Source organism: Winogradskyella sp. PC D3.3 (genome assembly GCF_054366245.1).
Window position 1 is genome coordinate 2,593,271 of sequence record NZ_CM135962.1, and the last position, 26,679, is coordinate 2,619,949.

At 33.5% G+C, this 26,679-nt stretch carries 27 protein-coding genes; 24 read left to right on the top strand and 3 right to left on the bottom strand.

What is annotated here, in order from left to right; genetic code table 11:
• The first annotated feature begins 83 nt into the window (after positions 1–83).
• From ACXGSQ_RS11365 to ACXGSQ_RS11390, 6 genes are all read left to right on the top strand, one after another.
• On the top strand, positions 84–4,451 hold the full coding sequence (locus tag ACXGSQ_RS11365; RefSeq protein WP_458626299.1) for a translocation/assembly module TamB domain-containing protein: 4,368 nt from the start codon (positions 84–86) through the stop codon (positions 4,449–4,451).
• Between the two features lie 135 nt (positions 4,452–4,586).
• The gene (gene pfkA / locus ACXGSQ_RS11370) at positions 4,587–5,573 is read left to right on the top strand and encodes a 6-phosphofructokinase (RefSeq protein WP_458626300.1); all 987 of its coding nucleotides are present in this window, start codon (positions 4,587–4,589) and stop codon (positions 5,571–5,573) included.
• Between the two features lie 33 nt (positions 5,574–5,606).
• Complete coding sequence (gene gap / locus ACXGSQ_RS11375) at positions 5,607–6,608, top strand: type I glyceraldehyde-3-phosphate dehydrogenase (protein ID WP_458626301.1); 1,002 nt, start codon at positions 5,607–5,609, stop codon at positions 6,606–6,608.
• Between the two features lie 77 nt (positions 6,609–6,685).
• Positions 6,686–7,549 (top strand): N-acetylglucosamine kinase, encoded by an 864-nt coding sequence (locus tag ACXGSQ_RS11380; RefSeq protein WP_458626302.1) that lies wholly within the window; start codon positions 6,686–6,688, stop codon positions 7,547–7,549.
• A 1-nt stretch (position 7,550) separates the two neighbouring features.
• Positions 7,551–7,913 carry a methylglyoxal synthase gene (locus ACXGSQ_RS11385; RefSeq protein ID WP_092470698.1) on the top strand — a complete coding sequence of 121 codons (363 nt, stop codon included), beginning with the start codon at positions 7,551–7,553 and terminating at the stop codon, positions 7,911–7,913.
• 99 nt (positions 7,914–8,012) lie between these two features.
• Positions 8,013–8,195, top strand: coding sequence for a hypothetical protein (locus ACXGSQ_RS11390; protein ID WP_458626303.1), 183 nt, complete (start codon positions 8,013–8,015; stop codon positions 8,193–8,195).
• 73 nt (positions 8,196–8,268) lie between these two features.
• Here the strand turns inward: ACXGSQ_RS11390 and ACXGSQ_RS11395 are convergent, their stop codons facing one another.
• A complete protein-coding gene (locus ACXGSQ_RS11395) occupies positions 8,269–9,897 on the bottom strand; it encodes an acyl-CoA carboxylase subunit beta (RefSeq protein WP_458626304.1) in 1,629 nt (542 codons plus the stop codon).
• A 180-nt stretch (positions 9,898–10,077) separates the two neighbouring features.
• Between ACXGSQ_RS11395 and ACXGSQ_RS11400 the strand changes: the two genes are divergently transcribed.
• The 7 genes from ACXGSQ_RS11400 to ettA all read left to right on the top strand — a co-directional run bounded on the left by ACXGSQ_RS11400 (position 10,078) and on the right by ettA (position 14,528).
• The gene (locus ACXGSQ_RS11400) at positions 10,078–10,431 is read left to right on the top strand and encodes a DoxX family protein (protein ID WP_458626305.1); all 354 of its coding nucleotides are present in this window, start codon (positions 10,078–10,080) and stop codon (positions 10,429–10,431) included.
• Between the two features lie 20 nt (positions 10,432–10,451).
• A complete protein-coding gene (locus tag ACXGSQ_RS11405; protein ID WP_458626306.1) occupies positions 10,452–10,982 on the top strand; it encodes an NADPH-dependent FMN reductase in 531 nt (176 codons plus the stop codon).
• A gap of 2 nt (positions 10,983–10,984) precedes the next feature.
• Complete coding sequence (locus ACXGSQ_RS11410; RefSeq protein ID WP_458626307.1) at positions 10,985–11,266, top strand: GNAT family N-acetyltransferase; 282 nt, start codon at positions 10,985–10,987, stop codon at positions 11,264–11,266.
• Between the two features lie 24 nt (positions 11,267–11,290).
• Positions 11,291–11,728, top strand: a complete 438-nt coding sequence (locus ACXGSQ_RS11415; protein WP_458626308.1) for a MarR family winged helix-turn-helix transcriptional regulator — start codon at positions 11,291–11,293, stop codon at positions 11,726–11,728.
• A 25-nt stretch (positions 11,729–11,753) separates the two neighbouring features.
• Positions 11,754–12,479 carry a pirin family protein gene (locus ACXGSQ_RS11420; protein ID WP_458626309.1) on the top strand — a complete coding sequence of 242 codons (726 nt, stop codon included), beginning with the start codon at positions 11,754–11,756 and terminating at the stop codon, positions 12,477–12,479.
• A gap of 101 nt (positions 12,480–12,580) precedes the next feature.
• Positions 12,581–12,763 (top strand): CAL67264 family membrane protein, encoded by a 183-nt coding sequence (locus ACXGSQ_RS11425; protein ID WP_110475140.1) that lies wholly within the window; start codon positions 12,581–12,583, stop codon positions 12,761–12,763.
• Between the two features lie 73 nt (positions 12,764–12,836).
• Complete coding sequence (gene ettA, locus ACXGSQ_RS11430) at positions 12,837–14,528, top strand: energy-dependent translational throttle protein EttA (protein WP_458626310.1); 1,692 nt, start codon at positions 12,837–12,839, stop codon at positions 14,526–14,528.
• 213 nt (positions 14,529–14,741) lie between these two features.
• On the opposite strand, the gene ACXGSQ_RS11435 is transcribed toward ettA, so the two are convergent.
• Positions 14,742–14,975, bottom strand: a complete 234-nt coding sequence (locus ACXGSQ_RS11435) for a hypothetical protein (RefSeq protein WP_458626311.1) — start codon at positions 14,973–14,975, stop codon at positions 14,742–14,744.
• 415 nt (positions 14,976–15,390) lie between these two features.
• Between ACXGSQ_RS11435 and ACXGSQ_RS11440 the strand changes: the two genes are divergently transcribed.
• From ACXGSQ_RS11440 to ACXGSQ_RS11490, 11 genes are all read left to right on the top strand, one after another.
• Entirely contained in the window at positions 15,391–16,737 is a 1,347-nt protein-coding gene (locus ACXGSQ_RS11440; protein ID WP_458626312.1) for a microtubule-binding protein, read from the top strand.
• Between the two features lie 149 nt (positions 16,738–16,886).
• The gene (locus ACXGSQ_RS11445; protein ID WP_458626313.1) at positions 16,887–17,930 is read left to right on the top strand and encodes a hypothetical protein; all 1,044 of its coding nucleotides are present in this window, start codon (positions 16,887–16,889) and stop codon (positions 17,928–17,930) included.
• Between the two features lie 50 nt (positions 17,931–17,980).
• Positions 17,981–18,112, top strand: coding sequence for a four helix bundle protein (locus ACXGSQ_RS11450; RefSeq protein WP_458626314.1), 132 nt, complete (start codon positions 17,981–17,983; stop codon positions 18,110–18,112).
• A gap of 1 nt (position 18,113) precedes the next feature.
• The gene (locus ACXGSQ_RS11455; RefSeq protein WP_458629352.1) at positions 18,114–18,332 is read left to right on the top strand and encodes a four helix bundle protein; all 219 of its coding nucleotides are present in this window, start codon (positions 18,114–18,116) and stop codon (positions 18,330–18,332) included.
• A gap of 79 nt (positions 18,333–18,411) precedes the next feature.
• Positions 18,412–20,370, top strand: a complete 1,959-nt coding sequence (locus ACXGSQ_RS11460; protein ID WP_458626315.1) for an AAA family ATPase — start codon at positions 18,412–18,414, stop codon at positions 20,368–20,370.
• A 64-nt stretch (positions 20,371–20,434) separates the two neighbouring features.
• Positions 20,435–21,025: an NUDIX domain-containing protein gene (locus tag ACXGSQ_RS11465; protein ID WP_458626316.1), complete on the top strand. Its 591-nt coding sequence runs from the start codon at positions 20,435–20,437 to the stop codon at positions 21,023–21,025.
• Positions 21,013–21,201: a DUF6638 family protein gene (locus tag ACXGSQ_RS11470; protein WP_458626317.1), complete on the top strand. Its 189-nt coding sequence runs from the start codon at positions 21,013–21,015 to the stop codon at positions 21,199–21,201. The genes ACXGSQ_RS11465 and ACXGSQ_RS11470 overlap by 13 nt, the downstream gene beginning before the upstream one ends.
• 41 nt (positions 21,202–21,242) lie before the next feature.
• Complete coding sequence (locus ACXGSQ_RS11475) at positions 21,243–22,247, top strand: DUF6638 family protein (RefSeq protein WP_458629353.1); 1,005 nt, start codon at positions 21,243–21,245, stop codon at positions 22,245–22,247.
• A gap of 40 nt (positions 22,248–22,287) precedes the next feature.
• On the top strand, positions 22,288–22,815 hold the full coding sequence (locus ACXGSQ_RS11480; protein ID WP_458626318.1) for a hypothetical protein: 528 nt from the start codon (positions 22,288–22,290) through the stop codon (positions 22,813–22,815).
• 119 nt (positions 22,816–22,934) lie between these two features.
• Entirely contained in the window at positions 22,935–24,632 is a 1,698-nt protein-coding gene (locus ACXGSQ_RS11485) for a hypothetical protein (RefSeq protein WP_458626319.1), read from the top strand.
• Between the two features lie 131 nt (positions 24,633–24,763).
• The gene (locus ACXGSQ_RS11490) at positions 24,764–25,234 is read left to right on the top strand and encodes a hypothetical protein (protein ID WP_458626320.1); all 471 of its coding nucleotides are present in this window, start codon (positions 24,764–24,766) and stop codon (positions 25,232–25,234) included.
• Positions 25,235–25,240: 6 nt separating this feature from the next.
• On the opposite strand, the gene ACXGSQ_RS11495 is transcribed toward ACXGSQ_RS11490, so the two are convergent.
• On the bottom strand, positions 25,241–26,590 hold the full coding sequence (locus ACXGSQ_RS11495) for a DEAD/DEAH box helicase (protein WP_458626321.1): 1,350 nt from the start codon (positions 26,588–26,590) through the stop codon (positions 25,241–25,243).
• Between the last annotated feature and the right edge of the window lie 89 nt (positions 26,591–26,679).

Sequence of the window (26,679 nt, forward strand, 5' to 3'; positions counted from 1 at the left end):
GGATACTCAAAATAATAGGAAAAATAATAGGAATCATTCTACTCCTGTTTTTTATTTTGTTTTTAGTTTTATCCATTCCTGCAGTGCAAACTAAGCTAGGGAAATATGCCACAGAAAGCATTAATAATGATTTTAAAACTAACATTAATATTGGTAGAGTAGGTCTTCAACTCAATGGTGATATTCAATTAAAAGAAATCCTAATTAGAGATTATAAGAAAGATACATTAATTAGTATTGGGGAATTAAACAGCTCAATCATCAGCTTTCAGAATTTATTAAACAGTAAACTCAACTTTGGAGATATTGATCTAGAAGATGTCATTTTTAATTTGAAAACGTATAAAGGAGAAACCGACACTAACCTAGATGTCTTTGTGGCAAAATTTGATGATGACAATCCTAGAGTGGGGCCAAGTGAATTTCTGTTTTCTTCTAGTGATGTTTCTATTGAAGGAGGCACGTTTAGGTTAATTGATGAAAACTTGGAAACTCCAAAAATCTTTGAATTCACAGAATTAAATGCCAATACCACTAATTTTTTAATTAATGGTCCTGAAGTAAGTTCTCGAATTAATAAATTTAGTTTTATTGACAGTAGAGGAATTGCCGTTAAAAATTTAATGGCAAATTTTGAATACACATTAGACTACATGACGTTTGGTGATCTTAATATAAAAACAGAACAGTCTGAATTAAAAGGAGATTTAAGATTTAACTATAAGCGTGAGGATTTAAAACATTTTACAGACAAAGTAAATGTCGTTGCTAGTTTTAGAGATTCTGATATTTCTTTAACCGAACTTAACGTGTTTTTTGACGAATTTGGTACCAACCAACATGCGGCTTTTAATGCTGATTTATCAGGTACTTTAAATGATTTGGTGGCTTCAAATCTTAATGTTAGTACAACGTCTAATACACGAATAATAGGGGATATAACGTTTAAAAATTTATTTAGTAAAGAAGACGATAGTTTTGCGTTACATGGAAAGTTTCAAAATTTAGCTTCAAATTATAGGGATTTAACAGCGCTGTTACCAAGATTATTGGGTAATTCTATTCCAAGTGTAATTTCTAAGGTTGGTAATTTTAATATTAAAGGAACCTCTTATATTACTGCAAAACGCGTTGAGGCAGATTTAGAAATTGATACCGATTTAGGATATATAAAATCCAATTTACAGCTGACCAATATAGACAATATTGACAATGCAAATTATGTAGGAAATATTGTGTTAGATGAGTTTAATATAGGAGAACTTATCAATGATCCCTTAGTAAAAAACGCATCTTTAAACCTCGATGTCGATGGTAAAGGTTTTACTATCGATAATTTAAAGACCGATGTAAAAGGAGATGTGTTTGTATTAGACTATAATGGTTATACGTATAGAGATATAGCACTATCTGGTAAACTTGGAAATAGTATTTTTAATGGAATTGTAAAAGTAGAAGACCTTAATTTACAACTAGATTTTAATGGATTAGCGGATTTTTCTGATGATCTCAAGAAATTCGATTTTAAAGCAAATGTGGGCTATGCTAACCTAAGCAACTTAAATTTCGTAAAACGAGATAGCATCGCTGAGTTTAGAGGTTTAGTGACAATGACTGCTACTGGCACAACTTTAGATAATGCCGTTGGAGCCATTAATATAAAGAATACTACTTACAAAAATCAAGATAGTGATTACAGTTTTCAAGATTTTGATATTGTGTCTTCCTTTGAAGCTAATGAACGTACGATTTCTATTAATTCTCCTGATATCATTAACGGAAAAATTACAGGGCAATTTAAAACAAAAGATATATTGGGTTTGGTTGAGAATTCTGTTGGAAGTATTTATACCAATTTTGTGCCTAATGTGGTTGATAAAGACCAATACATTAATTTTAGGTTTAATATTTATTCAAAAATTGCAGCTGTCTTTTTTAAAGATCTAACACTCGGCAAAAACACCTTTATTGAAGGCCGAATTGAAACTGATGAAAAAGGTTTTGAGCTCACCTTTAATTCCCCTGAAATTAAATTCAAAGATTATTTTGCCAATAATATTAACGTAAGTATTAATAATAGTAATCCGTTATATAACACTTATGTAGAAATTGATAGTCTTAGTGCTGGTATTTATAATGCTTCTCAATTTAGTCTTATTAACGTTACAAAACGCGATACCTTATTAATTAAATCCGAGTTTAAAGGAGGAACAAATAATGCCGATGATTTTAATTTAAGTCTGTTTTATACCATAGATAAATCAAATAAATCTGTCGTTGGTATACGAAAGTCTGAGGTGCGGTTTAAAGGTTATGAATGGCTTCTAAATTCAGAGAAAGACACCTTGAATAAAGTTCGATTTGATAGTGATTTCAAAGCTTTCGATATTTTTCCAATTCGAATTACCCATGAGGATGAAGAAATTCTAGTTTCTGGCCAAGTAAAAGATTCAACCAATAAAAACTTTAATGTCGATTTTAAAGATGTTCAATTGGTAAAAATTACACCTCGAATAGATAGCTTGTCGCTTAAAGGAATTGTAAACGGGAAGTTAGATGTGGTTCAAAAAGCAGGTGTATACTTGCCAAAATCTAACGTAGAAGTGAGCGGTTTCTTTGTAAATGATTACGATTTAGGAAATCTTACAGCAAAGATAGAGGGGAATAATTCCATTACAAATTATAACGTCGATGTGACACTCGTTAATGATAATTTGAAATCATTAGATGCAAAGGGGACCATAGATGTTGCGGAGAATAATCCAACAATAGACTTGAATGTTAATTTTGAAGAGTTCTTACTCGACCCTCTAAATCCTTTAGGGGAAGGAGTTATTAATAATATTAGAGGCTTAGTTTCGGGATATGCTAATGTTACAGGAAGCTTAAAGAAACCTGCAATTTACGGGGAGCTGTTATTAGATAGAGCAGGATTATCTATACCATACCTCAATGTCGATTATGGCTTTGATTTTGATTCTAAAGTGTCTCTAAGGGGGCAGCAGTTTATTTTTAATGATGTCTCAATGACAGATTCTAAGTACTTTTCTAAAGGAAGTCTCAATGGGTTTATTGCTCATAATAATTTTTCAGATTGGAAATTAGGATTAGAGTTAGATACCGACAGACTTTTAGTTTTAAACACAGAAGAATCGGAAGACGAATTATATTATGGTACAGGATTTATTTCGGGTAAAGCTGAAATAAAAGGACCAACCGATCAACTCGTTATTAAAGTAATAAACGGAAGAACTGAAGCCGGAACAGAGTTTTTTATTCCATTGAATGATTCTGAGAGTTTTGGAGATAACTCTTTTATTCATTTTTTAAGTCCTGAAGAAAAAGCGGCTAGAGTTAAAGGCGAGATTTCGGAGCAAATTGAAGTTAAAGGATTGATTTTAGATTTTGATTTAAATGTCAACGAAAATGCAGTTATAGAAATAGTTATCGATAAAGAAGCCGGAAGTACTATAAAAGGACGAGGAGTCGGAGGTTTAAACTTTTTAATAAATACCAACGGTACCTTCAATATGTGGGGAGATTTTGTAGTCTATGAAGGGTTTTATAATTTTAAATATGGTGGCGTTGTAGAAAAGAAATTTAAGGTAGAGCAAGGAGGAAGTATCGTTTGGGAAGGTGACCCTCTGAATGCCGAATTAAATTTGAAAGCTGTATATGAAGGAAATGCAAATCCTTCAGTATTATTAGATAATCCTATAAATCAAAGTATCGATGTCGAAGTCGAGATTCATTTAACAGGTAAATTAGAACAACCAGATCCTCAATTCGATTTCAGATTTCCTACCGTGAGTTCAACAGTGAAGTCGGAGTTAGAATATCGATTGTCTTCTAAAGACGAGCGCGATAATCAAGCCTTAATATTTTTAGCCACTGGAGGGTTTTCAAGTAGCTTAGGTGGGGCTAACTTTACAGGTACAATTTCAGAACGATTAACAGGTATTGTCAATAACCTTTTTGGGGCAAATAATGGGAATTTAGATATTGGTATTGATTTTGAATTAGGACAAGATACACCAGAGTTACAAACCAATAATAAATTTGGTTTAACGCTTCAAACCAAAATAAGCGATAAAATCTTAGTCAACGGTAAGGTTGGTGTACCATTCGGAAGTGCCAGTCAAACAGTCATTAGTGGAGATGTACAAATCGATTTGTTACTTAATGAAGATGGAACGCTAAGAGCAAAAGTATTTAATAGAGAAAATAGTATTAGAAACTTTGGTGAAGAAATTGGGTACACTCAAGGTGTAGGTTTGTCTTATAGTGTTGAATTTGACTCCTTTAAAGAATTACTTCAAATTATCTTTTCAGGTAAAAACAGAACCGACAAAAAAGTTCGTAAAGAAAAAGAAAAGAAGGATGATAGTGAAAATGATCTCATGCCAGATTATATGACTATGAAAGAAAAAAAATCAAAATCAAAATCTTAAGCTTCTTAGATTCTCCATATTTATTAAATACTTATTAACGAAAACGTTTGAATTGTTTTTTCGCTATCATTTTTATGATAATAGTCACTTTATTATATGTTTAGTTTCTTAATTTTACTGTAAATAAATAAGAAAATGCTACATACAATAAAAAAAATAGGTGTTTTAACTTCAGGAGGAGATGCTCCAGGAATGAATGCTGCGATAAGATCTGTAGTAAGAACTTGTGCTTTTCATGACATAAAATGCTACGGTATTTATAGAGGTTATGAAGGGATGATTGATGGAGATTTTGTAGAAATGGATGCGCGTAGCGTAAAAGGTATCATTAATAAAGGCGGTACAATTCTAAAATCTGCACGTTCAAAAGAGTTCAGAACTAAAGAAGGCAGACAAATAGCTTACGATCAATTGAGAAAAGCAGGTATTGATGCTTTTGTTGTTATAGGAGGAGATGGTAGTTTTACAGGAGCTATGGTTTTTAATCAAGAATTCAATTTTCCAGTTATGGGAATTCCTGGTACTATAGACAACGATATTTTTGGAACAACACACACACTTGGCTACGATACGGCATTAAATACCGTTGTAGAAGTTATAGATAAAATTAGAGATACAGCGAGTTCGCATAACCGATTATTCTTTATTGAAGTTATGGGGCGTGATGTTGGTCACATTGCTTTAAATGTTGGAGTAGGAGCTGGTGCAGAAGAAATTTTAATTCCAGAAGAAGATTTAGGATTAGAGCGTTTGCTTGAATCATTAAGACGAAGTAAAGCTTCAGGGAAATCATCAAGTATCGTCGTTGTAGCTGAAGGTGATAAAATAGGTAAAAGCGTGTTTGAATTGAAAGATTATGTTGAAGAAAACATGTCCGAATACGAAGTACGTGTTTCTGTTTTAGGACATATGCAACGTGGTGGTGCACCTTCTTGTTTTGACCGTGTTTTAGCGAGTCGAATGGGAGTGAAAGCAGTAGAGAGTCTTTTAATAGGTAAGAGTAATTATATGGTTGGTATGAAAAACGATATAATGGATCTAACACCATTTGACCAAGCTGTAAAAGGAAAATCTAAAATAAATATGGAACTTTTAAGAGTTTCAGATATCATGTCAATATAAATTAAGAATAAAAATTAAAACAAAGATAGAGAAATGGCAAATTTAAAATTAGGAATCAACGGATTCGGTAGAATAGGAAGAATAGTTTTTAGAGCAACTGTAAAACGTAATGACGTTGATGTTGTTGCAATTAATGACTTATTAGATGTAGAGCATTTAGCATATTTATTAAAATACGATTCAGTTCACGGAAGATTTGATGGAACAGTTGAAGTAAAGGATGGACATTTAGTAGTTGACGGTAAAACAATTCGTGTGACTGCAGAAAAAGATCCTAAAAACTTAAAGTGGGATGAAGTTGGAGCAACAGTGGTTGCTGAATGTACAGGTATTTTTACAACTTTAGAAATGGCTCAGTATCATATTGATGGTGGTGCTAAAAAAGTAGTAATTTCTGCACCAAGTAAAGATGCACCAATGTTTGTAATGGGAGTTAACGATAATACGTTAAAAGCTAGCGATACTATTGTTTCTAATGCTTCTTGTACAACTAACTGCTTAGCACCTATTGCTAAAGTTATTGAAGATAATTTCGGAATTGATGAAGCTTTAATGACAACGATTCATGCTGCAACGTCTACACAATTTACTGTAGATGCACCTTCTCGTAAAAACTATCGTTTAGGACGTTCTGCTCTTAACAATATTATCCCTAGTTCTACAGGTGCTGCAAAAGCAGTAGGTAAAGTAATTCCTGAATTAGATGGGAAACTTACAGGTATGGCATTTAGAGTTCCAACTGTAGATGTTTCAGTGGTAGATTTAACCGTTAAAACTAAGAAAGAAACGTCTCTAGCAGATATTAAGGCAGCTATGAAAAAAGCAGCTGAAGGATCTATGAAAGGTGTTTTAGGCTATACTGAAGATGCTGTAGTATCTCAAGATTTTGTAAGTGAAGAAAGAACTAGTGTTTTTGATGCAGATGCTTCAATTGAATTAAACGCTACATTCTTTAAATTAATCTCTTGGTATGACAATGAGTTTGGGTATTCAAACAAATTGGTTGATTTAGCTCAAAAAGTAAATAGCTTATAATTTATTTAGTATTAATTCTAAAATTCCGTAGGGATATATCTTAATAATCCCTACGGAATTTTTAATTTTTAAACATTATGATTTTAATTACAGATGGTGGTTCTACAAAATGCGATTGGATTGCATTAGATGCTAATGGAAAGCAAGCTGTTGATAAAATAAGAACCAAAGGTTTAAATCCTGCTATTGTAGCAGAGAAAAAACTTAATAAAACAATTCGTAAGAGTAAAGAACTGATGGCAATCGCTAAGGAGGTTACACATATTTACTTTTATGGTGCAGGTTGTGGAACAGAGAAGCCAACATTGTTATTAAAGTCAATTTTGGAATCGTACTTTGTTAATGCTACAGTTGAAGTTAGAGAAGATACCTATGCTGCAGTTAGAGCATGTATTAATTCTAATGACGAAGCGGCTGTGGTTTGTATTTTAGGAACAGGGTCTAATTGTAGTTATTATGATGGTAAAGATTTACATCAACGTGTGGCAAGTCTTGGATTTATATTAATGGATGATGCTAGCGGTAACTATTTTGGTAAACAATTAATTAGAGACTATTACTTTAATAAAATGCCAGATACCATTAGTGTTGCATTTGCACACAAACATAATCTAGATGCGGATTACATTAAGTACAACCTTTATAAGCAAACCAATCCTAGTGCTTATTTAGCAGACCATGCCGAATTTATGTTTATTAATAAAGATTCTGAATATATTAGTAATATCATTACTAAAGGTATTCGTCTGTTTGCAGAGAATATGATTCTTCAATATAAAGAAGAGTTGGAGGCTGGAATTCCTGTTCATTTTGCAGGTTCTATCGCCTATTTTGGACAAGAAGAAATTAAGCAAGTTGCCAAAGAATATGGATTTAAAGTTGGCAATTTTGTAAGACGACCAATTGAAGGCTTAGTCGATTATCACGTTAAAAATCTTTAATATGGAAATAGCCATAATAGCTCATGATGGAAAAAAGGCCGAAATGGTTCAGTTTTTAAATGAGCATAGCGAAATTTTACATCATAAAAATATTAATCTTGTTTCTACAGGAACAACTGGAGAAAAAGTGTCTAAAGCAGGGTTTAACGTTAATGCGTTACTGTCTGGTCCTTTAGGTGGAGATGCTCAGATTGCAGCTCGTGTAGCTGAAGGCAAATGCAATATGGTCTTGTTTTTTAGAGATCCATTAGATCGGCATCCGCATGAACCTGATATTCTCATGCTAATGCGATTATGCGATGTACACAATGTGCCACTGGCTACAAATCCTGCTACAGCAGATTTATTAATGAAGTCTTTATGATTTTTTTAATAACCTGTTAATAAAACTAGGCAAGGCTGTTGTAAAACTTATATTTTGGTTATATCTTTGTACTAACAAAACGAAAACGACTCAAGAATTATGTTCGACTTTGATCAATATTTAGGATTTTTAGCATTTTTAACCATATTAACTATAGGATTTTGGTTAATGATTTTCCTTTTAACGTTTGTAGTACCATATTGGCTTTTTGGTGCATCAATGGAACGTTTAAAAGAAATTAAAGCAGAAAAGAAAGCGAAACGTGAAGGGTTAACCCTTTAATAGCATTTCATTATATATAAAAAAAGAGCGCAAATTGCGCTCTTTTTTTATATGGTTATATTTACAGGTTAGTTTAAACCTGCAAAACACCCATATTAAACGGTTTTTCAATAGGTGCGTGGTTGGCCGCTTCTATGCCCATAGAAATCCAAGTTCTTGTGTCTAAAGGATCAATTACTCCATCGGTCCAAATACGAGATGCGGCATAATATGGAGATACCTGGTCGTCATATCTATCTTTTATCTTATTAAATAATTCGTCTTCTTTTTCCTTTGTGATTTTCTCACCTTTTTTCTTAAGTGAAGCAGTTTCGATTTGTAATAAAACTTTTGCTGCAGAATTACCACTCATCACAGCGAGTTCTGCACTTGGCCATGCCGCAATCAATCTTGGGTCGTACGCTTTTCCACACATGGCATAGTTTCCAGCTCCGTAACTATTACCTAATATAATTGTGAATTTTGGGACTATAGAATTACTAACCGCATTTACCATTTTTGCTCCATCTTTAATAATTCCGGAGTGTTCCGATTTACTACCAACCATAAATCCTGTAACGTCTTGTAGAAATACTAATGGAATTTTCTTCTGATTACAATTCGCTATAAAACGCGTTGCTTTATCTGCAGAGTCATTATATATAACACCTCCAAATTGCATTTCGCCTTTTGCATTTTTTACTAGTTTTCGTTGATTAGCAACAATACCAACGGCCCAACCTTCAATCCGAGCATAAGCCGTGATAATGGTTTTGCCATAATCTTGTTTGTATTCATCAAATTCAGAGTTATCAACCAAACGCTTTATGATTTCTTTCATATCATATTGGTCCGCGCGACTTTTTGGAAGAATTCCATAGATGTCATCCGGATTCTCTTTAGGTTTTTTAGATTCGGCTCTATTATAACCTGCTTTATCAAAATCACCGATTTTATCAACGATGTTTTTAATTTTATCTAACGCATCTTTATCGTCTTTAGCTTTGTAATCGGTAACTCCAGAAATTTCACAGTGCGTTGTAGCTCCTCCTAAAGTTTCATTATCTATTGTTTCTCCTATGGCAGCTTTTACCAAATAGCTTCCGGCTAAGAAAATACTTCCTGTCTTATCAACAATTAAAGCTTCATCACTCATAATGGGTAAATAAGCTCCACCAGCCACACAACTTCCCATAACAGCCGCAATTTGGGTAATACCCATACTACTCATAACAGCGTTGTTTCTAAAAATACGACCAAAATGTTCTTTGTCTGGGAAAATTTCATCTTGCATCGGTAGAAAAACTCCTGCGCTGTCAACCAAGTAAATAATTGGCAAACGGTTTTCAATAGCAATTTCCTGAGCACGTAGATTCTTTTTGGCTGTAATTGGAAACCAAGCACCAGCCTTAACGGTAGCATCATTGGCCACAACAATACATTGCTTGCCTTTAATGTAACCCATTTTTACAACGACACCTCCAGACGGACAGCCTCCGTATTGTTCATACATACCTTCGCCAGCAAAGGCACCAATCTCTATAGATTTAGCTTTGGGGTCTAATAAATAATTGATACGCTCACGTGCCGTCATTTTACCTTTAGCTTTATGTTTTTCAATACTTTTTTCTCCTCCACCGAGTTTAACTTTTACTAAACGCTTTTTTAAATCGGAAAGAAGAAGCTTATTATGGTCTTCGTTTTTGTTGAATTTAATGTCCATATGTGTTGCCCAAAAGAGTGGGTGTTCTATTTGTTAAAACTTAATTTTTGTTTGCACGAATTTACAAAACGAAACGATGTTTGGAAAGTGAATGGTTTGTAAAATAATATTACATGGAATTATTTTCCTTGGAAACTATTTTATTTTATTGTAGTTTTGTATCACTAAAACAAATAAAAAATGAAAACAAATAAAATTATTTATTACGTAGCTACAGGTTTATTAACATTGTTAATGTTGTTTTCTGTAAGCATGTACTTTTTTAAGCATGACGATATGGTCATTGCATTCACAAATTTCGGATATCCTGCTTATATTATTTATCCGTATGCCGTGGTTAAATTATTAGGATTGATAGTGCTTTGGGCTCCAAGATTAAAAACCTTAAAGGAATGGGCGTATTCAGGCTTCTTTTTTGCCTTTATTTTAGCCTTTTTTGCACATTATATGATTGGTGATGGTGAACAAATGGCGGCAGTATTAGCATTTATTTTACTGATAGTGTCTTATATTTTTTATAAAAAAATCAATTAAACTTAAACCTATATAAAGAAATGAAACACATCATAGTATTTGCCGGAAGTAATAGTAGTACCTCTATAAATAAACAATTAGCCATTTATGCATCGCAATTAGTCGATGGGGTCAGTGCAACAGTATTAGATTTAAACGATTTTGAAATGCCTATTTATAGTTCAGATAGAGAAGCGAGCCAAGGTTTTCCTGAGCAAGCGGTCGATTTTGTTAATCATTTAAAGGGAGCAGATGGTTTTATAATCGCTTTAGCGGAACATAACGGAGCGTATACTTCAGCTTTTAAAAACATATTTGATTGGGCTTCTAGAGTAGAGCAAAAAACGTTTTTAAACAAACCGTTATTACTTATGGCAACATCGCCAGGGGCTAGAGGTGGAGCCTCAGTCTTAGAATTGGCTGCTGATCGTTTTCCAAGACACGATGCTAATATTGTAGCGCAGTTTTCTTTACCATCATTTTATGATAATTTTTCTGAGGGTAAGATTACGAATGATACCTTAAATACAGAATTGTTGACTAAAGTAGAACATTTTAAAAACAGTCTATAATCATGGAATTAAAACACGAAACATTAAATAAAAACAAGAGATTTTATCTTTTAGATAATGGAAAAGAGATTGGTGAAATTGCGTATGCCTTCGTGAATGATGATCTTATCGATATTAACCATACAGAGATTGATCCTAATTATAGAGGTCAAAATCTTGGTCAGAAATTAATAGATGCAATAGCTGATTACGCAAGAGAAAATAACTTAAAAGCAACGGCTGGTTGTCCTTATGTGGCCAAAGTATTTAGTAAGACCACCCAATACGATGATATTAAAGCATAAATAGAATTTTAAGATTAGTAACACATGGGAGATTTATCGAAAGATATTAATTCAAAATTTGAAAACTTTAAAGTAAAGGCGCTTCTAAATATTATTTATACAGCTAATTGGATTACGAGTTGTCAAAATGAATCATTTAAAGCCTTTGGAATCTCGCAACAACAGTATAATATTTTAAGAATTTTAAGAGGTGCTGAAGAACCTTTGAAAGTGCAGACGATTAAGGATAGAATGTTAGAGCGTTCACCGAATGCAACACGATTAATGGATAAACTCTGTGCTAAACATTTAATTAAGCGTTTACCATCAGAACATGATAGACGTGTGGTTAAAATTGAAATCACGCAACAGGGTTTGGATTTATTAAACACAATTCCGAATGATATGAATAAAGAGTTAATTCAAAATTTAAGTGAGGCTGAAGCGGAACAATTAAGTAATCTGCTCGATAAAATGCGTTAGTTGAAATCATTAAAAGGATATTATCATGAAAAAAGTACTACATAAAGCAGACACTAGAGGTTTTGCAGATCATGGATGGTTGCAAGCTAGACATTCCTTTAGTTTTGCAAGTTGGAACAATCCTGAACGCGTGCATTTTGGTGCATTAAGAGTCTTAAATGATGATATTATAGCACCAAAAATGGGATTTGGAACACATCCTCATGATAATATGGAAATTATAACCATACCTTTAAAAGGTGTTTTAAAACATCGCGATAATATGAAGGATGATTGGCAAGCTGTTCTTCCTGGTGAAGTGCAAGTGATGTCAGCAGGAACAGGAGTACAACATTCTGAAATTAATGGATCGCTTGATGAGCATTTAAGTCTATTCCAAATTTGGGTAATACCACAAGAACGAAATGTTGAACCACGTTACGATCAGAAAACATTTAAAACTGAAGGTCGAAAAGGACAGCTTCAAACATTAGTAACATCTTTTGATGATAGTGATACAGAAAGTCTTAAAATTCATCAAGATGCTAAGCTTTCAAGAATTGATTTGTCAGAAGGCGAAGCATTCACATATCAATTAAAAGGAAAGACTCATGGTGTTTATGTGATGTTGATTTCTGGTAAAGCCAAAATTGAAGGAGATATTTTAGCGTCTAGAGATGCTATAGGGATTTCAGAAACGGATAGTTTTAATATAACAGCCAAAACCGATAATGAGCTATTGTTTATTGAAGTTCCTATGATTAATTTTTAGTTTTTGACATAATTTACATTAGAAGCATCACAAATAGTGATGCTTTTTTTATTTAAAATGCGATATTTGTAAACTAACTAACTATTAAACTAAGATTGAATATGGCAATGAATAAAAATACGGTATTAGCTTGGGCTACATGGATTATGCTATTTGTAGGATTTGGATTAATTGCACTTGGAGCATTTAGGTACGATGATGTTGCAGGTTGGGGCTTTGCTGCTGTTGGTGGGGGATTTTTCTGTATTGCATGGGTTTTTAATGCCTTAAAAGGAAGAGTATAAATCGGTATTGGTCTTTAGAATTAGACCACAACGAACAAAAATTAAAATTGTAAATCAAAAATCGTAAATAATAATGTCTGACGATAAAAAAGTAATTTTCGCAATGTCTGGTCTTACTAAGACCTTTCCTGGAGCAAATACTCCGGTCTTAAAAAATATATATTTGAGTTTCTTTTACGGTGCTAAAATTGGTATTCTTGGTCTCAATGGTTCTGGTAAATCAACCTTGTTGAAAATTATAGCTGGAGTTGATAAGAATTACCAAGGAGATGTCGTTTTTCAACCGGGTTACACGGTTGGCTACTTAGAGCAAGAGCCACAATTGGATGATGACAAAACCGTTATGGAAATTGTAAGAGAAGGTGCTGCTGAAACTGTAGCCATTCTCGATGAATACAACAGTATTAATGATCAGTTTGGTTTAGAAGAGGTGTATAGTGATGCTGATAAGATGGAGAAGCTCATGAACCGTCAGGCAGAGCTGCAAGATCAAATTGATGCTGCAAATGCATGGGAATTAGATACCAAGTTAGAAATAGCAATGGATGCGCTAAGAACTCCTGATGGAGATAAAAAAATAGGAGTGCTTTCTGGTGGTGAACGTCGTCGTGTAGCCTTATGTCGTTTGTTATTGCAAGAACCAGATGTACTATTATTAGATGAGCCAACTAACCACTTAGATGCGGAATCTGTACATTGGTTAGAGCATCACTTAGCACAATATAAAGGAACCGTTATCGCTGTAACACACGATAGATATTTCTTAGATAATGTAGCGGGTTGGATTTTAGAATTGGATAGAGGTGAAGGGATTCCTTGGAAAGGGAATTACTCATCTTGGCTAGATCAGAAATCAAAACGAATGGCTCAAGAAAGTAAAACAGCGTCTAAACGTCAAAAGACTTTAGAACGTGAGCTAGAATGGGTACGTCAAGGAGCAAAAGGTCGTCAAACAAAGCAAAAAGCACGTTTGAAGAACTATGATAAATTAATGAGTCAAGATCAAAAACAACTTGACGAAAAATTAGAGATCTATATTCCTAATGGCCCACGTCTGGGAACAAATGTTATTGAAGCTGTTGGTGTGGCTAAGGGGTACGATGATAAATTGTTATATGATAATCTAAATTTCAATTTGCCTCAAGCAGGTATTGTTGGTGTTATCGGACCAAATGGTGCTGGTAAGACAACCATCTTTAGAATGATTATGGGAGAGGAAACTCCAGATAAAGGCGAATTCAAAGTTGGTGAAACTGCCAAGATTGCTTACGTCGATCAGAAGCACTCTAATATTGATCCAGAGAAAACAATTTGGCAAAACTTTAGTGATGAGCAAGAGTTGGTGATGATGGGAGGAAAGGAAGTGAATTCTAGAGCCTATTTAAGTCGATTTAATTTCTCAGGAGGTGAGCAAAATAAAAAGGTGAAATTGCTTTCTGGTGGTGAACGTAACCGATTACACTTGGCTATGACACTTAAAGAAGAAGGTAACGTATTGCTTTTAGATGAGCCTACTAACGATTTAGATGTTAATACATTACGAGCGTTAGAAGAAGGTTTAGAAAACTTCGCTGGTTGTGCAGTAGTTATTAGTCACGATAGATGGTTCTTAGATAGAATCTGTACGCATATCTTAGCTTTTGAAGGAGATTCTCAAGTCTATTTCTTTGAAGGTGGTTTTAGTGAATACGAAGAAAATAAGAAGAAACGTTTGGGAGGTGATTTAATGCCAAAACGAATTAAGTATAGAAAATTAGTCCGATAAATTGATAGACTATTAAAACAAAAAAAGCCAGCTATTTGCTGGCTTTTTTTTTGTTTGTTATTATAAATAAGGTTGTTATTTATATGATAAATGTTGTCTATTTCTTTATTGCTAGGTCTCCTTGTACGCATTGCGTATAAATCAGGTTTATTAAAAATAATAAGTCTTAAACATAGCGAAGAGCGGCATTAATAATAAAGCGTCTATAATTGTTTAATGATCACCATAAAGGTGGCCGCTATGTGAATTTTGTGAATCTATACCAGATTCTTCATAATCTTTATAAGCGTTTGTTTGCATTAACTTTTTGTTTTCAGCTTTTAATTTATACATCTTAATGATTGCAATTAAAATAAAAACAAAAAAAATAGAGGCCACAGCGATTAATATCATGGTAAGCTGTGTTGTAGTTACAATTAAAGCCTTTGGAACTAGGTTATAGTACATGATTTTTCATTTTAGATTTGGGTTCTATGTGGCTAATATATAAAAAAAGATAATGTTAAATACTTAATATTAAATTATTTACAAACTTTTAGTTGATAACCGTATCGATTAAATGCTATATAAATCCGTTAAACCACAGTGTTTTTAAGGGGTAAACGTGATGTTTAGTTAATAATTTAGAAACCTATTTTTAACATTTGTCGTTTGTATTTTTTGTGTTGTAAACGGTCCAACGTGTAATTTTCTAAATCATTTTCTGTTGTAGAAAGAAATACAGACTAAATTTTGAAAAAAAATGTGTAACAAATGCCTAAAATACACTACTTATATTTTAGCAACTAAAGTTTTTATAGTCATAAAAATTTACCGAAATTGCTTAACAGAATAATGTTTAACCTAAATAACACTACACTATATGTCTGATGATTTTGATTTATTAGAAACAAATTCCAACGAAAAAGCTGAAAAAGTCGATGTAAATTGGGGAAAAGCGATTGACCAAATGAAGTCAAAGCTTGCTCAAGAAGATGACCCAGAAAGTCGTCAGAAAATATTAAACGCCACATTAGATAATGTGGTTGATATGGCTGAAAAAGATAGATCTACGCTATTGGATGCTATTAAGGATTTAACAGATTATCAAGATGAAGTAGGGATTATGTTTGAAGGGTTTTCAGCTTTAAACGCCTCAGAACAAAAAGTTATAGACGATGCTGTTAAACGATTAGAGCGTGCTAAAGTTGAATTAGAAGACGCAAATAATAAACCAGATACGTGGTGGAATAACCTTTGGGGACGAAAAAGCAAAATCAAAGATGCTGAAGCAGAGCTTAAAAACGCTCAGAAAACACGTGATGCGGCAGATAATGAAGCAAAAGCTATGTTTCAACAACGTATTGAAACGGCAGATGTTCAAACCTTATTAAATGAATTATCATTTAAGAGTCAGGCTGCAATTAAGCGTTTAAAAGATAGAGAAATCGAAATCAAAGAAGTCGAAGAAAGTCTTAAAACAGCTATTGTTGAAGCGTCTAACAATCATACCAAAGCACTTCAAAAGAAAAAAGAAGTAGAGGATAAGCTTGAAGAGCAATATGCGCTATTAAAACAAGCGCGTCAAGCTTTAGAAGAAGTTGCAGATAAACAATCTACAGATTATTCAGATGCTTTAAGTAAAGTAACCACCTTAGAGCAAAAAGTAGAAGAATTAGAAGGCCTTAAAAATGCTTATACCACATTAGCAGCTTCTAAAGATAGTTTTGTTCATAAACATAACTTAACTATTAAAGTATTAACGTCTTTACGTAGTAACTTACAAACGCATCGTGCAAAATTAAAGTCAGATACAGACGAGCGTCTTAAATATTATGATGGTTACGTGGTAGCTTTAAAAGCACGTACAGATCAGGAATTCGCAGCAATTTTAGAGCATTTAGGTGTTAAGACAGACGAGCATATTGGTGAAACTTTAGCCGCAATGCATACGGCAAGTGCTAGAGCACGTCAAGAAATGATGGATAATATTCCAGTGCACGAAAAAGTTATGCAGGGCGTTTACGGAAGTTATGCTGAAGCTTTAAGTGAGATTCGTGAAAAGGATAAGTCTATTCAAAAGAATTTTGCTGAGCGTTACGGAATTGATATGAAAGAAATTTTTGAAGATTACTACGCAGCAGATGCAAACGCACCTTCAGGTGACGGAGGAGGAGAGCCAGCAGGCGAACCAAAACTAGAAGCTAACGAAGATGACCTTTTAGGATAATAATAAGTTGTGAGTCAGCAGTATTCAGTTAACAGTCAAATGAAGACTGAATACTGTGGCTAACACTATATATTCAATATATTTTTAAATAATACTTTTCAGGTATTCTTGGTATACTACAAACTGAATACTGCCAACAGCCTACAAAAATGATTGTAACACCACTAGATTCCGCCATATTAGATTCCAAAGAACAATATGTGTTCTATCACAGAATGATAGATTTTGCATTAAAGGAACTCATTGTAGCTGTACAACAAAATCAAATACTAAATCAACAAGAAGTACTTCTTTTTAAGCAATACAGTGATTTGTTGCTGTATTCCATTGAAGCCATGCGTGTAAAATACATGTATGACGAAGAGGAAAACATGAAAGTAGATTTAACGGACTCTAGTTTTCCTAATTATTTAGAATTCCGCTATTTGTTTAATGATTTAGCATTACGAGAAGATTACTTAGGAAAGCTTACAGATGTAGAAACGCTAAAAGAGGAGTTTTTAGACACCTTGATGCGAAAGAAAGAACCTATCGCTAAACGTAAGCTTTTTCAGGCCGCATCAATAGTGTATTATACCTCGGCCAAAAAAGAATATATTTTTAACCGTTTTGTTCAAGGTAAAATAATAGCAGCACCAGAAGGTTCTGTGGCGGAGTATTTGGTAAGTTGGAGTTTTTACGATGTGTCTCACAACAGGCCATTTATTTGCTACATGTATTTTGATTACGACGGCAAAGATCCTCTAAAAGAACGCAGTGAAATATACAGCGCTTTAAAGTCTATTGCAGACCGAGAAATGGCTTTAGATACTATGGCTTATGGCATAGATAAGCGTTTGCCAAAAGTATTACCCAAACTGATAAAACGTGTAGATTTAGGACCAATTCATAACGTGTTTGCTAAGGATGAAAATAAAGTGACACATGCCATTTTACAAGGTATTGCAAATAAAGAAATTCCATTAGAATCTTATGCAATTTCACTAAAAGTAGACGAATTAAAATCGGGAAGCGAATTTAAAGAAGGTGGTTTTTTTAGCAAACAAACCTATCAACGTTGGGATGCTATGTTTAGGCAACGATACGTCTTTGCGCCACATCGAATCATACAGTTACTATATAATAAAACACCTGAAATTATGAATAAGTTGGCACAAAGCCCTATTCAAGTTTCTGAATTAAAAACGGAATGAGTCTGCAGTGTGCAGTCCTCAGTTAGCAGTCAGAATCAATAAATATTAATATGTCTTTTAAAACATTATTGGCTTATCAAAAAGGATTCGATTTAGCAATGGAAATATTTCATTTAGTTAAAGTGTTTCCTAAGTCTGAAATATTTGGCTTATCGTCGCAAATGATAAGATCTAGTTGGTAATATAGCTGAAGGCTATAGAAAACGACAGTACGAAAAGCATTTTAAAAGTAAATTATCTGACGCTGACAGTGAAAATTCTGAAACGCAATTATGGTTGGATTTTGCTTTAGCATGTGATTATATTTCAGAAGAAAAGAAAAATAAATTACAATATAAAAGTGAAGAAATAGGAAAGCTTATCAATTACATGATGAAACATCCTGATAAATTCGGATTATAAAATTTTAATAAAATGTGTCAAGTCCAAGTCGTATGCGTATGTACTGAGGACTGAAGACTACCAACTGAAGACTAAAAAAATGGAACACAACTCAACTTTCCCTATAAAACAAAATGAATTAGATATGCTTCGCGATGAGGCAACCACATATTTAAAATCTATTCAATGGGAACAAAGTCAACGGGCTAAAAATAAAGATAATGACGCTAAAGATGAATCAATCTTATTGTATTTATCTAGAGCAAACAACGGCAGTAATGTCAATGTTACGTCCGTTTCAAAAACCGTTTTAGCTTTAAAGAAGCGTTTGTTGCCAGAATCGGTGGCGCTTCCAATTTATTTGAATCAGACCTTATATGCTGTGCAAGAGGGTTTAACACTTGGGGTTTGGATTAAAGATTCCTATTATGATGCCTCTGGTTTATCGACCTTAAGTGAAAATAAATCGGCATTAGATCGTTCTGGAAGACGTGAGTATGAAAGTAAAATGCATACCGCAACGGCTTTTATGTTGTTTGCAACAGCGTATAAGATTTTACACGATTTAAAACCACATGCTTCAGATGATTTATCGGTGATGAAACAGAAGTTTGCAGGGATTCCGGAAGTCTCTCTATTAACACCTTTAAAAGGTATTTCGTGTCAGTTATTTTATTACGACAAATATTTAGGGCATCCAGAAATTATTAAATCAGACAAAGATGTTATTGATTTTACGGTTGTTTATTTTGAAGCTTTAATAGATGAAATTCAACTACGTAAAAGTAGCTTAGAATATACAGAAACGATTGTTGATAGAACTTACAAACTCGAAAATTCAGAGTTTGCTATTTCTGGGTGGGAGAACACCTTCTCAGGAACCGCAAAGAGTATCGAATTTAATAAAATTCAGTTTGAGCAAATTGTAGGAAACAGAGATGCCAAGCATTTTGCACGTCGTTTAACCGAACGTATGTTGAGTTACGATTTTGAAGCTAAGAAAAATCCATTTCAAGAATTAGGCGGTTTTATGCCTGTTTTTATGGGGTATGGAATTCCGGGAACAGGAAAAAGTATGTTGATTGCTGCCATCGCCACCCGATTAAAAGAACATAGCGATAATTTAGATATTCCATTTTTATTCCATCCCATGCCCGATACTTTAATTAGTACCTTTCAAGGTGGTTCTGCCGAAAAAATGGTAGAGTGGATGAAGCCATTACAAGATCCTTCTAAATTAATTTTTGCCCCTATTGATGATGCCGAAAATAATTTACAAGAACGAACTACTCAAGGGGTTTCTGCAGGTGTAAAAGAAGTAATTGGTGTGTTTTTAAGGTATACCGAAGGGGCTTATGCCGTCAATTACGGAAATAGTTCTATTGGTTTATTTACCAATTTACCTGAAATGTTAGATAAAGCAGTGATTTCTCGTGTACAAGGTCGTTTTAAAATTGATGGTGCGCGTACTGAGCACGATTTTGTAGATCAAGATTATATCTGGTGGAAAAAGTTACAAGATACTATGCCCGACTTTGTAAATATGAAAGATCCTGAAGTTTATAAGTATTTATCAGATCAAGGTTTAGCAAATAGTATGGGAGACATTCTCAATACGATTGATAAACCTTCTGAAGCAAGAGTACATGAGGTCTTTGATAAGGTCGAAAAACGTCATGAAACGACTGATCATATGTTTTATGCCGCATTGTTTAAAGAGATTCAGAAGGTATTTCCATTCTTCTCTTCAAGAGATGTACGTAATATTCAATCTGCAATTTCATTACGATTAACCGATTTTGATTTGGAACAAGATTGGTTTGAAAATCCAGAGACGTATTTTAAAAAGGATTATGAGACCAAATTCAATATGCTTCAAGAATTAATGAAATCTAATATGAAAGGCTTAAACTTTTCAGATATAAGACGACAAGAAGTTATTCGTTATTTAGATAACGTCGCAACGATTGCAGATACAGACTTTAAACGAAAAGTGGATGCTAGAGTAAATCAATTGAATATTGAAACAGAAGCTAGAGAACAGTTTTCTGGAAAATAGAAGATATCATAAAGATTGTCATTCCGACAGAATTCCAAATGAACACCAAGGAATCTTAAATAAAATGGATAAAATCAAGAACATAAATAAAACAAACCTCTCAAATGAGTGGGCAACTCTAGATAGAATAGATTATGATTATCAATTTAAAAATGGGGATTGGAAATCGGTTTCTAGAGAATGTTATAATCGTGGCAACGGAGCAGCAATATTGTTGTTTAACCCAGAAAAAGGCACTGTAATTTTAACCAAACAATTCAGAATGCCCATTTATGAGACAAATAAAAGTGAAAGTATGTCTATTGAAGCTTGTGCTGGTGCTATTGATAATAATGATAAGCCTTTAGAAACCATTATTAGAGAAACAGAAGAAGAAGTGGGGTGTAAAATTGATAATGCTAAACAAGTTTTAGCCGTATATACCTCACCAGGTGCCTTAACGGAAAAAATGTATTTATTTGTGGCAGAATATAATGAAACTATGAAAGTTAGTAAAGGTGGTGGATTAAAAAGCGAAAATGAAGAAATTGAAGTTTTAGAACTGCCGTTTTCTAAGGCGTTAGAGATGATAAAAACAGAAGAGATTGTTGACGCAAAAACAATTATGTTATTACAATATGCTCAGATTAATAAATTGTTAGAATGCAAAAACTAAAAGAAGCAAATCTATTTAGAAGCGAACTGATTCCAATTAGCGGAAAATTAGTTGAGCGTTATAATAAATGCTTAAAGACACTTGGTTTTTCTGAAACAAAGCTTAAGTCATTTTCTATTGATGGTGTCGGTTGGAGTCCTGAAATAGCTGAAGAAAAAAAGACACCCAATACCTAAATCATGGAGACGCGAATCCGCATGGAATTATTATATCTCCACTGCAGAAAGGAAAACCTGTGTATTTGCCTTTTCATTCGTTTGATAGGGAAATGATGCAACATGTGTTTAGAACACATGGACAGAAAATTAATGATATTACTAGAGATTCTGCTATCTGTATTGATTTTGATCAAAATATTGATGTGTTTTATGAGCCTTTAGATATTCTTAAGTATGATAGTGTCAATATAACATTCCGTTTAATTGATGATCTCGAAGAAAAGCAAAAGGAGCAATTAAAACTAGTCGATAAGTTTAGGCTAGGTAATAATTTTATAGATGAAGATATTCATCAACAATTACTAGATTCGGCTAAGACTTATGGAGATTTAAGAACACGAGATTTAAGTTTACACGCGTTACAGTATACAACAGATTCGTTTTTTACAAGAGCTTTTGATGGCGTTTATTTATTACGCGATTTTATTAAACCTATTGTGGTTTTTGAAAGTAAAGAGGTTTATAAAGAAGCCATAAAAGATACTATTCACGATGTGCTCATATATCATATAGATCAACCCGAATTAGTAGATAAATTAAAGGACCACATAATTATTGAGTGCGATTTAGAAACCGTTGTTAAAACTCCAAACTACGATAGAGTTAAAAAGTTTGAATTAGCTCAATTTCTAAAAGACACTACACATCCCATTAATGCTATTTTAGATGATAAGGTGTTATTTAAGAGTTATTTAAATAAAATCGATATCAATGCTCGTAAGCAAGTGATGAGTGTTGAGATTTATCTAGAGAAATTAGAACGCAGCAATGCCTATAAGTTAGAAGATATTGTAGAGCAATCGTTCTATTTTGCCTTGCATCAGCCACATTCGTCATTGTCAGCTAAACACCGAGATTTAATACATAAGTTATTAGTTAATATAGCGCCAAAAGATGTGTTGTTTCTCTATTGGTATGATAAAGAACAGTTTTATCAAAATTATAAAACTTGGGGAGATTCTTTTAAGGACTGGGTGATTGAAAGAATCCGTAACAATATTTAATATAATTAGACTAATTTTATAAGAAACCAAAACACAGTTTATGATGTCACTCGAAATAATAGTTTTTATTGCTGCCATACTTTTTGGAATTGTATTGTATTGGCGCGAATCTAAAAGCAACAAAATATACCGTTTTTTCAATAAGTTATTTTACTCTAAGGAGCTGCAGATGCCTAATAGTAGTACAAAAGGATTTCTCTATCAGCAGTCTTTTTTAATGCGTTTGGTTTATATTGGAGTGCTTTTTTTAGTTGGAATTGTTGTCGTTAGATTTGTAATTCCTATTGATTTAGCAACCATATCATTATTCGCATCTAGTATATTTGGTACCTTATTAGGGACGTATTTGGCTAATTTTGTATTTAAATCATCAGAGGTTATTGACGAAAAAAGTGATTCGCTTTTAGATGCTGTTAAGGATACTGTTGAAAAAGGAAAAGATTTTATTCATGATTTGGAATCAAAAGATGCTAAGATTGAAACAGAAGTGAAACAAGAAATTAAATCTAAACCTGAAGTTGAAAAAACAAGTGCACGTGACCGATTGAAAGATAAGGGGCTAATGTAGTTGTAACACGTTGTGAAGTCTGAGTGCTTCGCGTAAAAAGGATTAATACTTATAAAACAAACCGATTGCTAGAGTTGAAAAAATAGTCAGCCTCGCAATGAGAAATTGATACTGATACTATGATAAAATCATATTGGAATAAAGGAGGTAAACAAAAACGAATCACCATTTTTGTAGTGTTACTATTATTAATCTTATTGTTCTTTTTTAGAGACGATTATCAACCTGTTTTGCTATTTCTGCGAAAATATATTTTTGTTATATTAGTTAGTGGGTTCGTTCTTTTTTTTGGTTTGCGTAAATTTAGGAAATCAGCGAGTGTCGGTAGTCGCTTAGGTATTTTGGCCTTGCTCATTATTTTTTTCGGAATCGTATATGTTGTCGGTTGGCATTATAAAATGTATGATTATATGAAAACGTATAATGTGTTTAATAGTCTTGATAAGGTTGAAATAAACGAGTTACCATTAACGCAAAATGAACGTATTCAGCCTTTAAGAAATATCTTTTCTATGGCAAATGAAAGTGTTGGAGAAACTAAAGATGTATCATTACCGCATTTAGTAAGAGTGGATAATCAAAATAAATGGACAATGGCTATTCAGCCTAGTGAAAAATATGTGATGCAGCGTATTAGCGATAACACAGAAGAGGTATTTGCTGTAAGTAGTACTACGCCATTTCCTCGTTTTTCTAATGAAAACCGTGTCGAAGTTACCTTTTCAATTGGGGAGTCTTTAAAATTTAGTAGAAACACGTATAATGCCGTTGTACAACGCTTTAATCCATGGATGTTGTTTAACCATGAACCTAGCGACACTTTCTATATGAAGAATGATGATGGAAAATGGGTGCAAGTGGTGAGCTTAATTAAATGGAAGGGCTTTTTCTTTCCATATCCAACTTTCGGAGGGGTAATGATTATTGAAAATGGGGAACACGATTTTAATGACTACTTGGAGCGCATCTTAATAGGAAAAGGCACTTATGTAAGTCCTGATGAGATTAAAAACTATCCGTTCTTAATGAAACAAAATACCTTGTCTGAAAAGGTGTCTCAACTTGAAGCAGAGTCGTTAAAATTCTTAGGAGGATTTAGTGATCCATTACCATGGAATATGAAAACGGCAGTAAAAATTCCTATGATGCCAAAAGACCAAAATCAACAACCCTATGTTACTGATTTCGATTTTTCGGGTTCAAATAGTGATGCTTATAGTGGATTATATCATTGGTTTGGGCTAGAGCCAGTAGGTGATGAGCGTACCAGTCTAAGTTATAGTGTATTTGTCCCAGCCGATGGCACTGATAAATTATACTATTACGATCATGCCACTAAAAAGCAAGGCTATGCTGGTGTTTCTGCGATGCCATTAAAAGTAAAGGAATCTAAAAAAGAATACGATTGGACTGCAAGTACACCAGTAGAGTTTAGACCTTACATAAAAGAAATCGCAGGAAGAAAACGGATGTTTTTCTTAGGAACTATTTCATCAATCAGTTCAACGGATGCCAAACAATTTGATGGTTCTGCAACACCAGATTTAGTATTGATTGATAGTGAATACAGAGATGTCATTTGGATTGATGTAAAACATCCGAGTACTTGGGATGAGGAAGTGTATAATCAGTTAAATGAAGCTTGGAGAGCTAGTGAAGGGATTGGTTATTTTTATAATGAAAAAATAAACGATGAAGATATTATAGAGCGAGAAATGGATTCATTAATGTCTATTCCAAAGATTGAGGATAATACAGATAAGATTGATGCTTTACAGCGTGAATTAGATTCCTTAAAAGCGGTAAGTGTACAATAAGTTTTAGATTATCTTATAAGAATTTTAGACCTGCTCGATTTTAAAATCGAGTAGGTCTTTTTAGTTAGTAATACTGCGTTTATCTGTAACAAAACCTGCTAGTTAACGACCTATAATACAAAGGTAGTGTTATGGGATACATGGGTTTAGGCTTGCAGAAATGGATTTACGGGATGCGTCCGCGTAAACCTTATTCTATGCAGCGAAAAGGCTCATTTACAGAAGTTCCTACCTATAGCAGAGAATTTAAACTACAATATTCAAATAATGAGGGAAGTTATAATTTTGGAATTGTCCTCTTCGTAGTTATGGTATTGATAATTGCCTTATCAATACCACAATGGTTGGAAGATTCTAAAAAACGACATCAATATGAATTGGCTTTGGCTATTCAGAAAGATAATGATGCTTTTATATTTTTACTTAAATCTGGTAAAAATAGATTACATAAAGGTAGAATATCTGGTGCCTATTCCGAATTTAAACTCGCCTATGCTATAAAACCTAATAATAAAGAGTTGAATAGCTTACTTCTAGAAACTTTAGAGATTTTGTGTTTAGATTATAATAGACATTGTGATGACTATCTTAAATTAGAATAGAAAACCCTATTTTTTATTCCTTCTGTTGTAGTTTTTATCACCCTTTGTTTTGGGTTTCTTATATTTTGCTGCGATTTTGAATTTATAAGATCCCCCTAAATTTTCTTTTTGATTTTTTTCCTTTTTCTCATGAAAAGCAGGCCCTGGTGCATCTTCATCACGTCGTTTAATAGGATTGTTTCGCTCTCTTATTTGCGGACGCTCTTCCTCAATTAATTCAGTTGAAATCTCAATATCTTCAGGAATCGTAAGCGTATCAATTTTCATTTGCATTAATTCCTCAATGCGTTCTAATCCTTGTTGTTCGCTTGCTGTAGAAAAAAGAATGGTATGGCCTTCTTTTTCAGCACGACCAGTTCTACCGATTCTGTGCATGTAGTTTTCAGGATAATCGGGTGTGTCAAAGTTAATAACATGCGAAACAGATTCAATATCTAAACCTCTGGCCATAACATCTGTGGCAACTAATAGACGGTTTTCACCTTCTCTAAATTGCTCAATACTTCGTAATCTATAGTTTTGGGTTTTATTGGAGTGAATAACACATGATTCATTAGGAAATAACTCTTCTAATTGGTCAAAAAGACGGTCGGCCATGCGCTTATAGGCAACAAAAATTAAGACACGTGAAAATTCTTCTTTATCGCGAAGTAGATGTTCTAATAAGTTGACTTTGGTATAAAAATTAGGAACATCATAGCGTTCTTGTTTGATGTTTTCTAAAGGTGTACCCGAAACAGCAATCGCTATTTTGGTAGGATTTTTGAAAAAATCAGTAATTAAATCATCAACATCCTTAGTCATTGTAGCCGAATACATAATGTTTTGGCGACGAGTGGGGAGAATGTCAAAAATATTTAAGAGTTGATGTCTAAAACCTAAATCTAACATAACATCAACTTCGTCAATGACTAATTTTTGAATAGATTTTAACTGTAAAACTCTACTCACAGCTAAATCATACAATCGCCCAGGTGTTGCAACAATAATGTCTTGTCCTTGGGCAACGGCTTGCTTCTGTGTGTTTATGTTAGTCCCACCATAGACTCCTAATACACGATTGTTAATGTATTTTGAAAGTTTTTCAATTTCACTTACGACTTGTACCACTAATTCTCTTGTTGGTACCAATATTAAAACTCTCGGGTTTTCTTGTGTTGAATACGGAAGGTTTTTTAGTATTGGTAACATGTAAGCAAAAGTTTTTCCTGTACCTGTCTGTGCAATACCAACAACATCTTTACCTGCGGCAACCACATTAAAAGATTCTGCTTGGATCGGAGTCGGAGTTGTAAATCCTAAGTCGTCTAAAGCGTTATATAATGGTGTATTTAAATTAAGGTCGTTAAAAGTCACGTTTCTGTTTTAAGGTGCAAAGATAGTTGTAAATAGATAATTATTTCTACAACTCTAAAAAATCTGCAATTAGTACATCTATTTTGGCT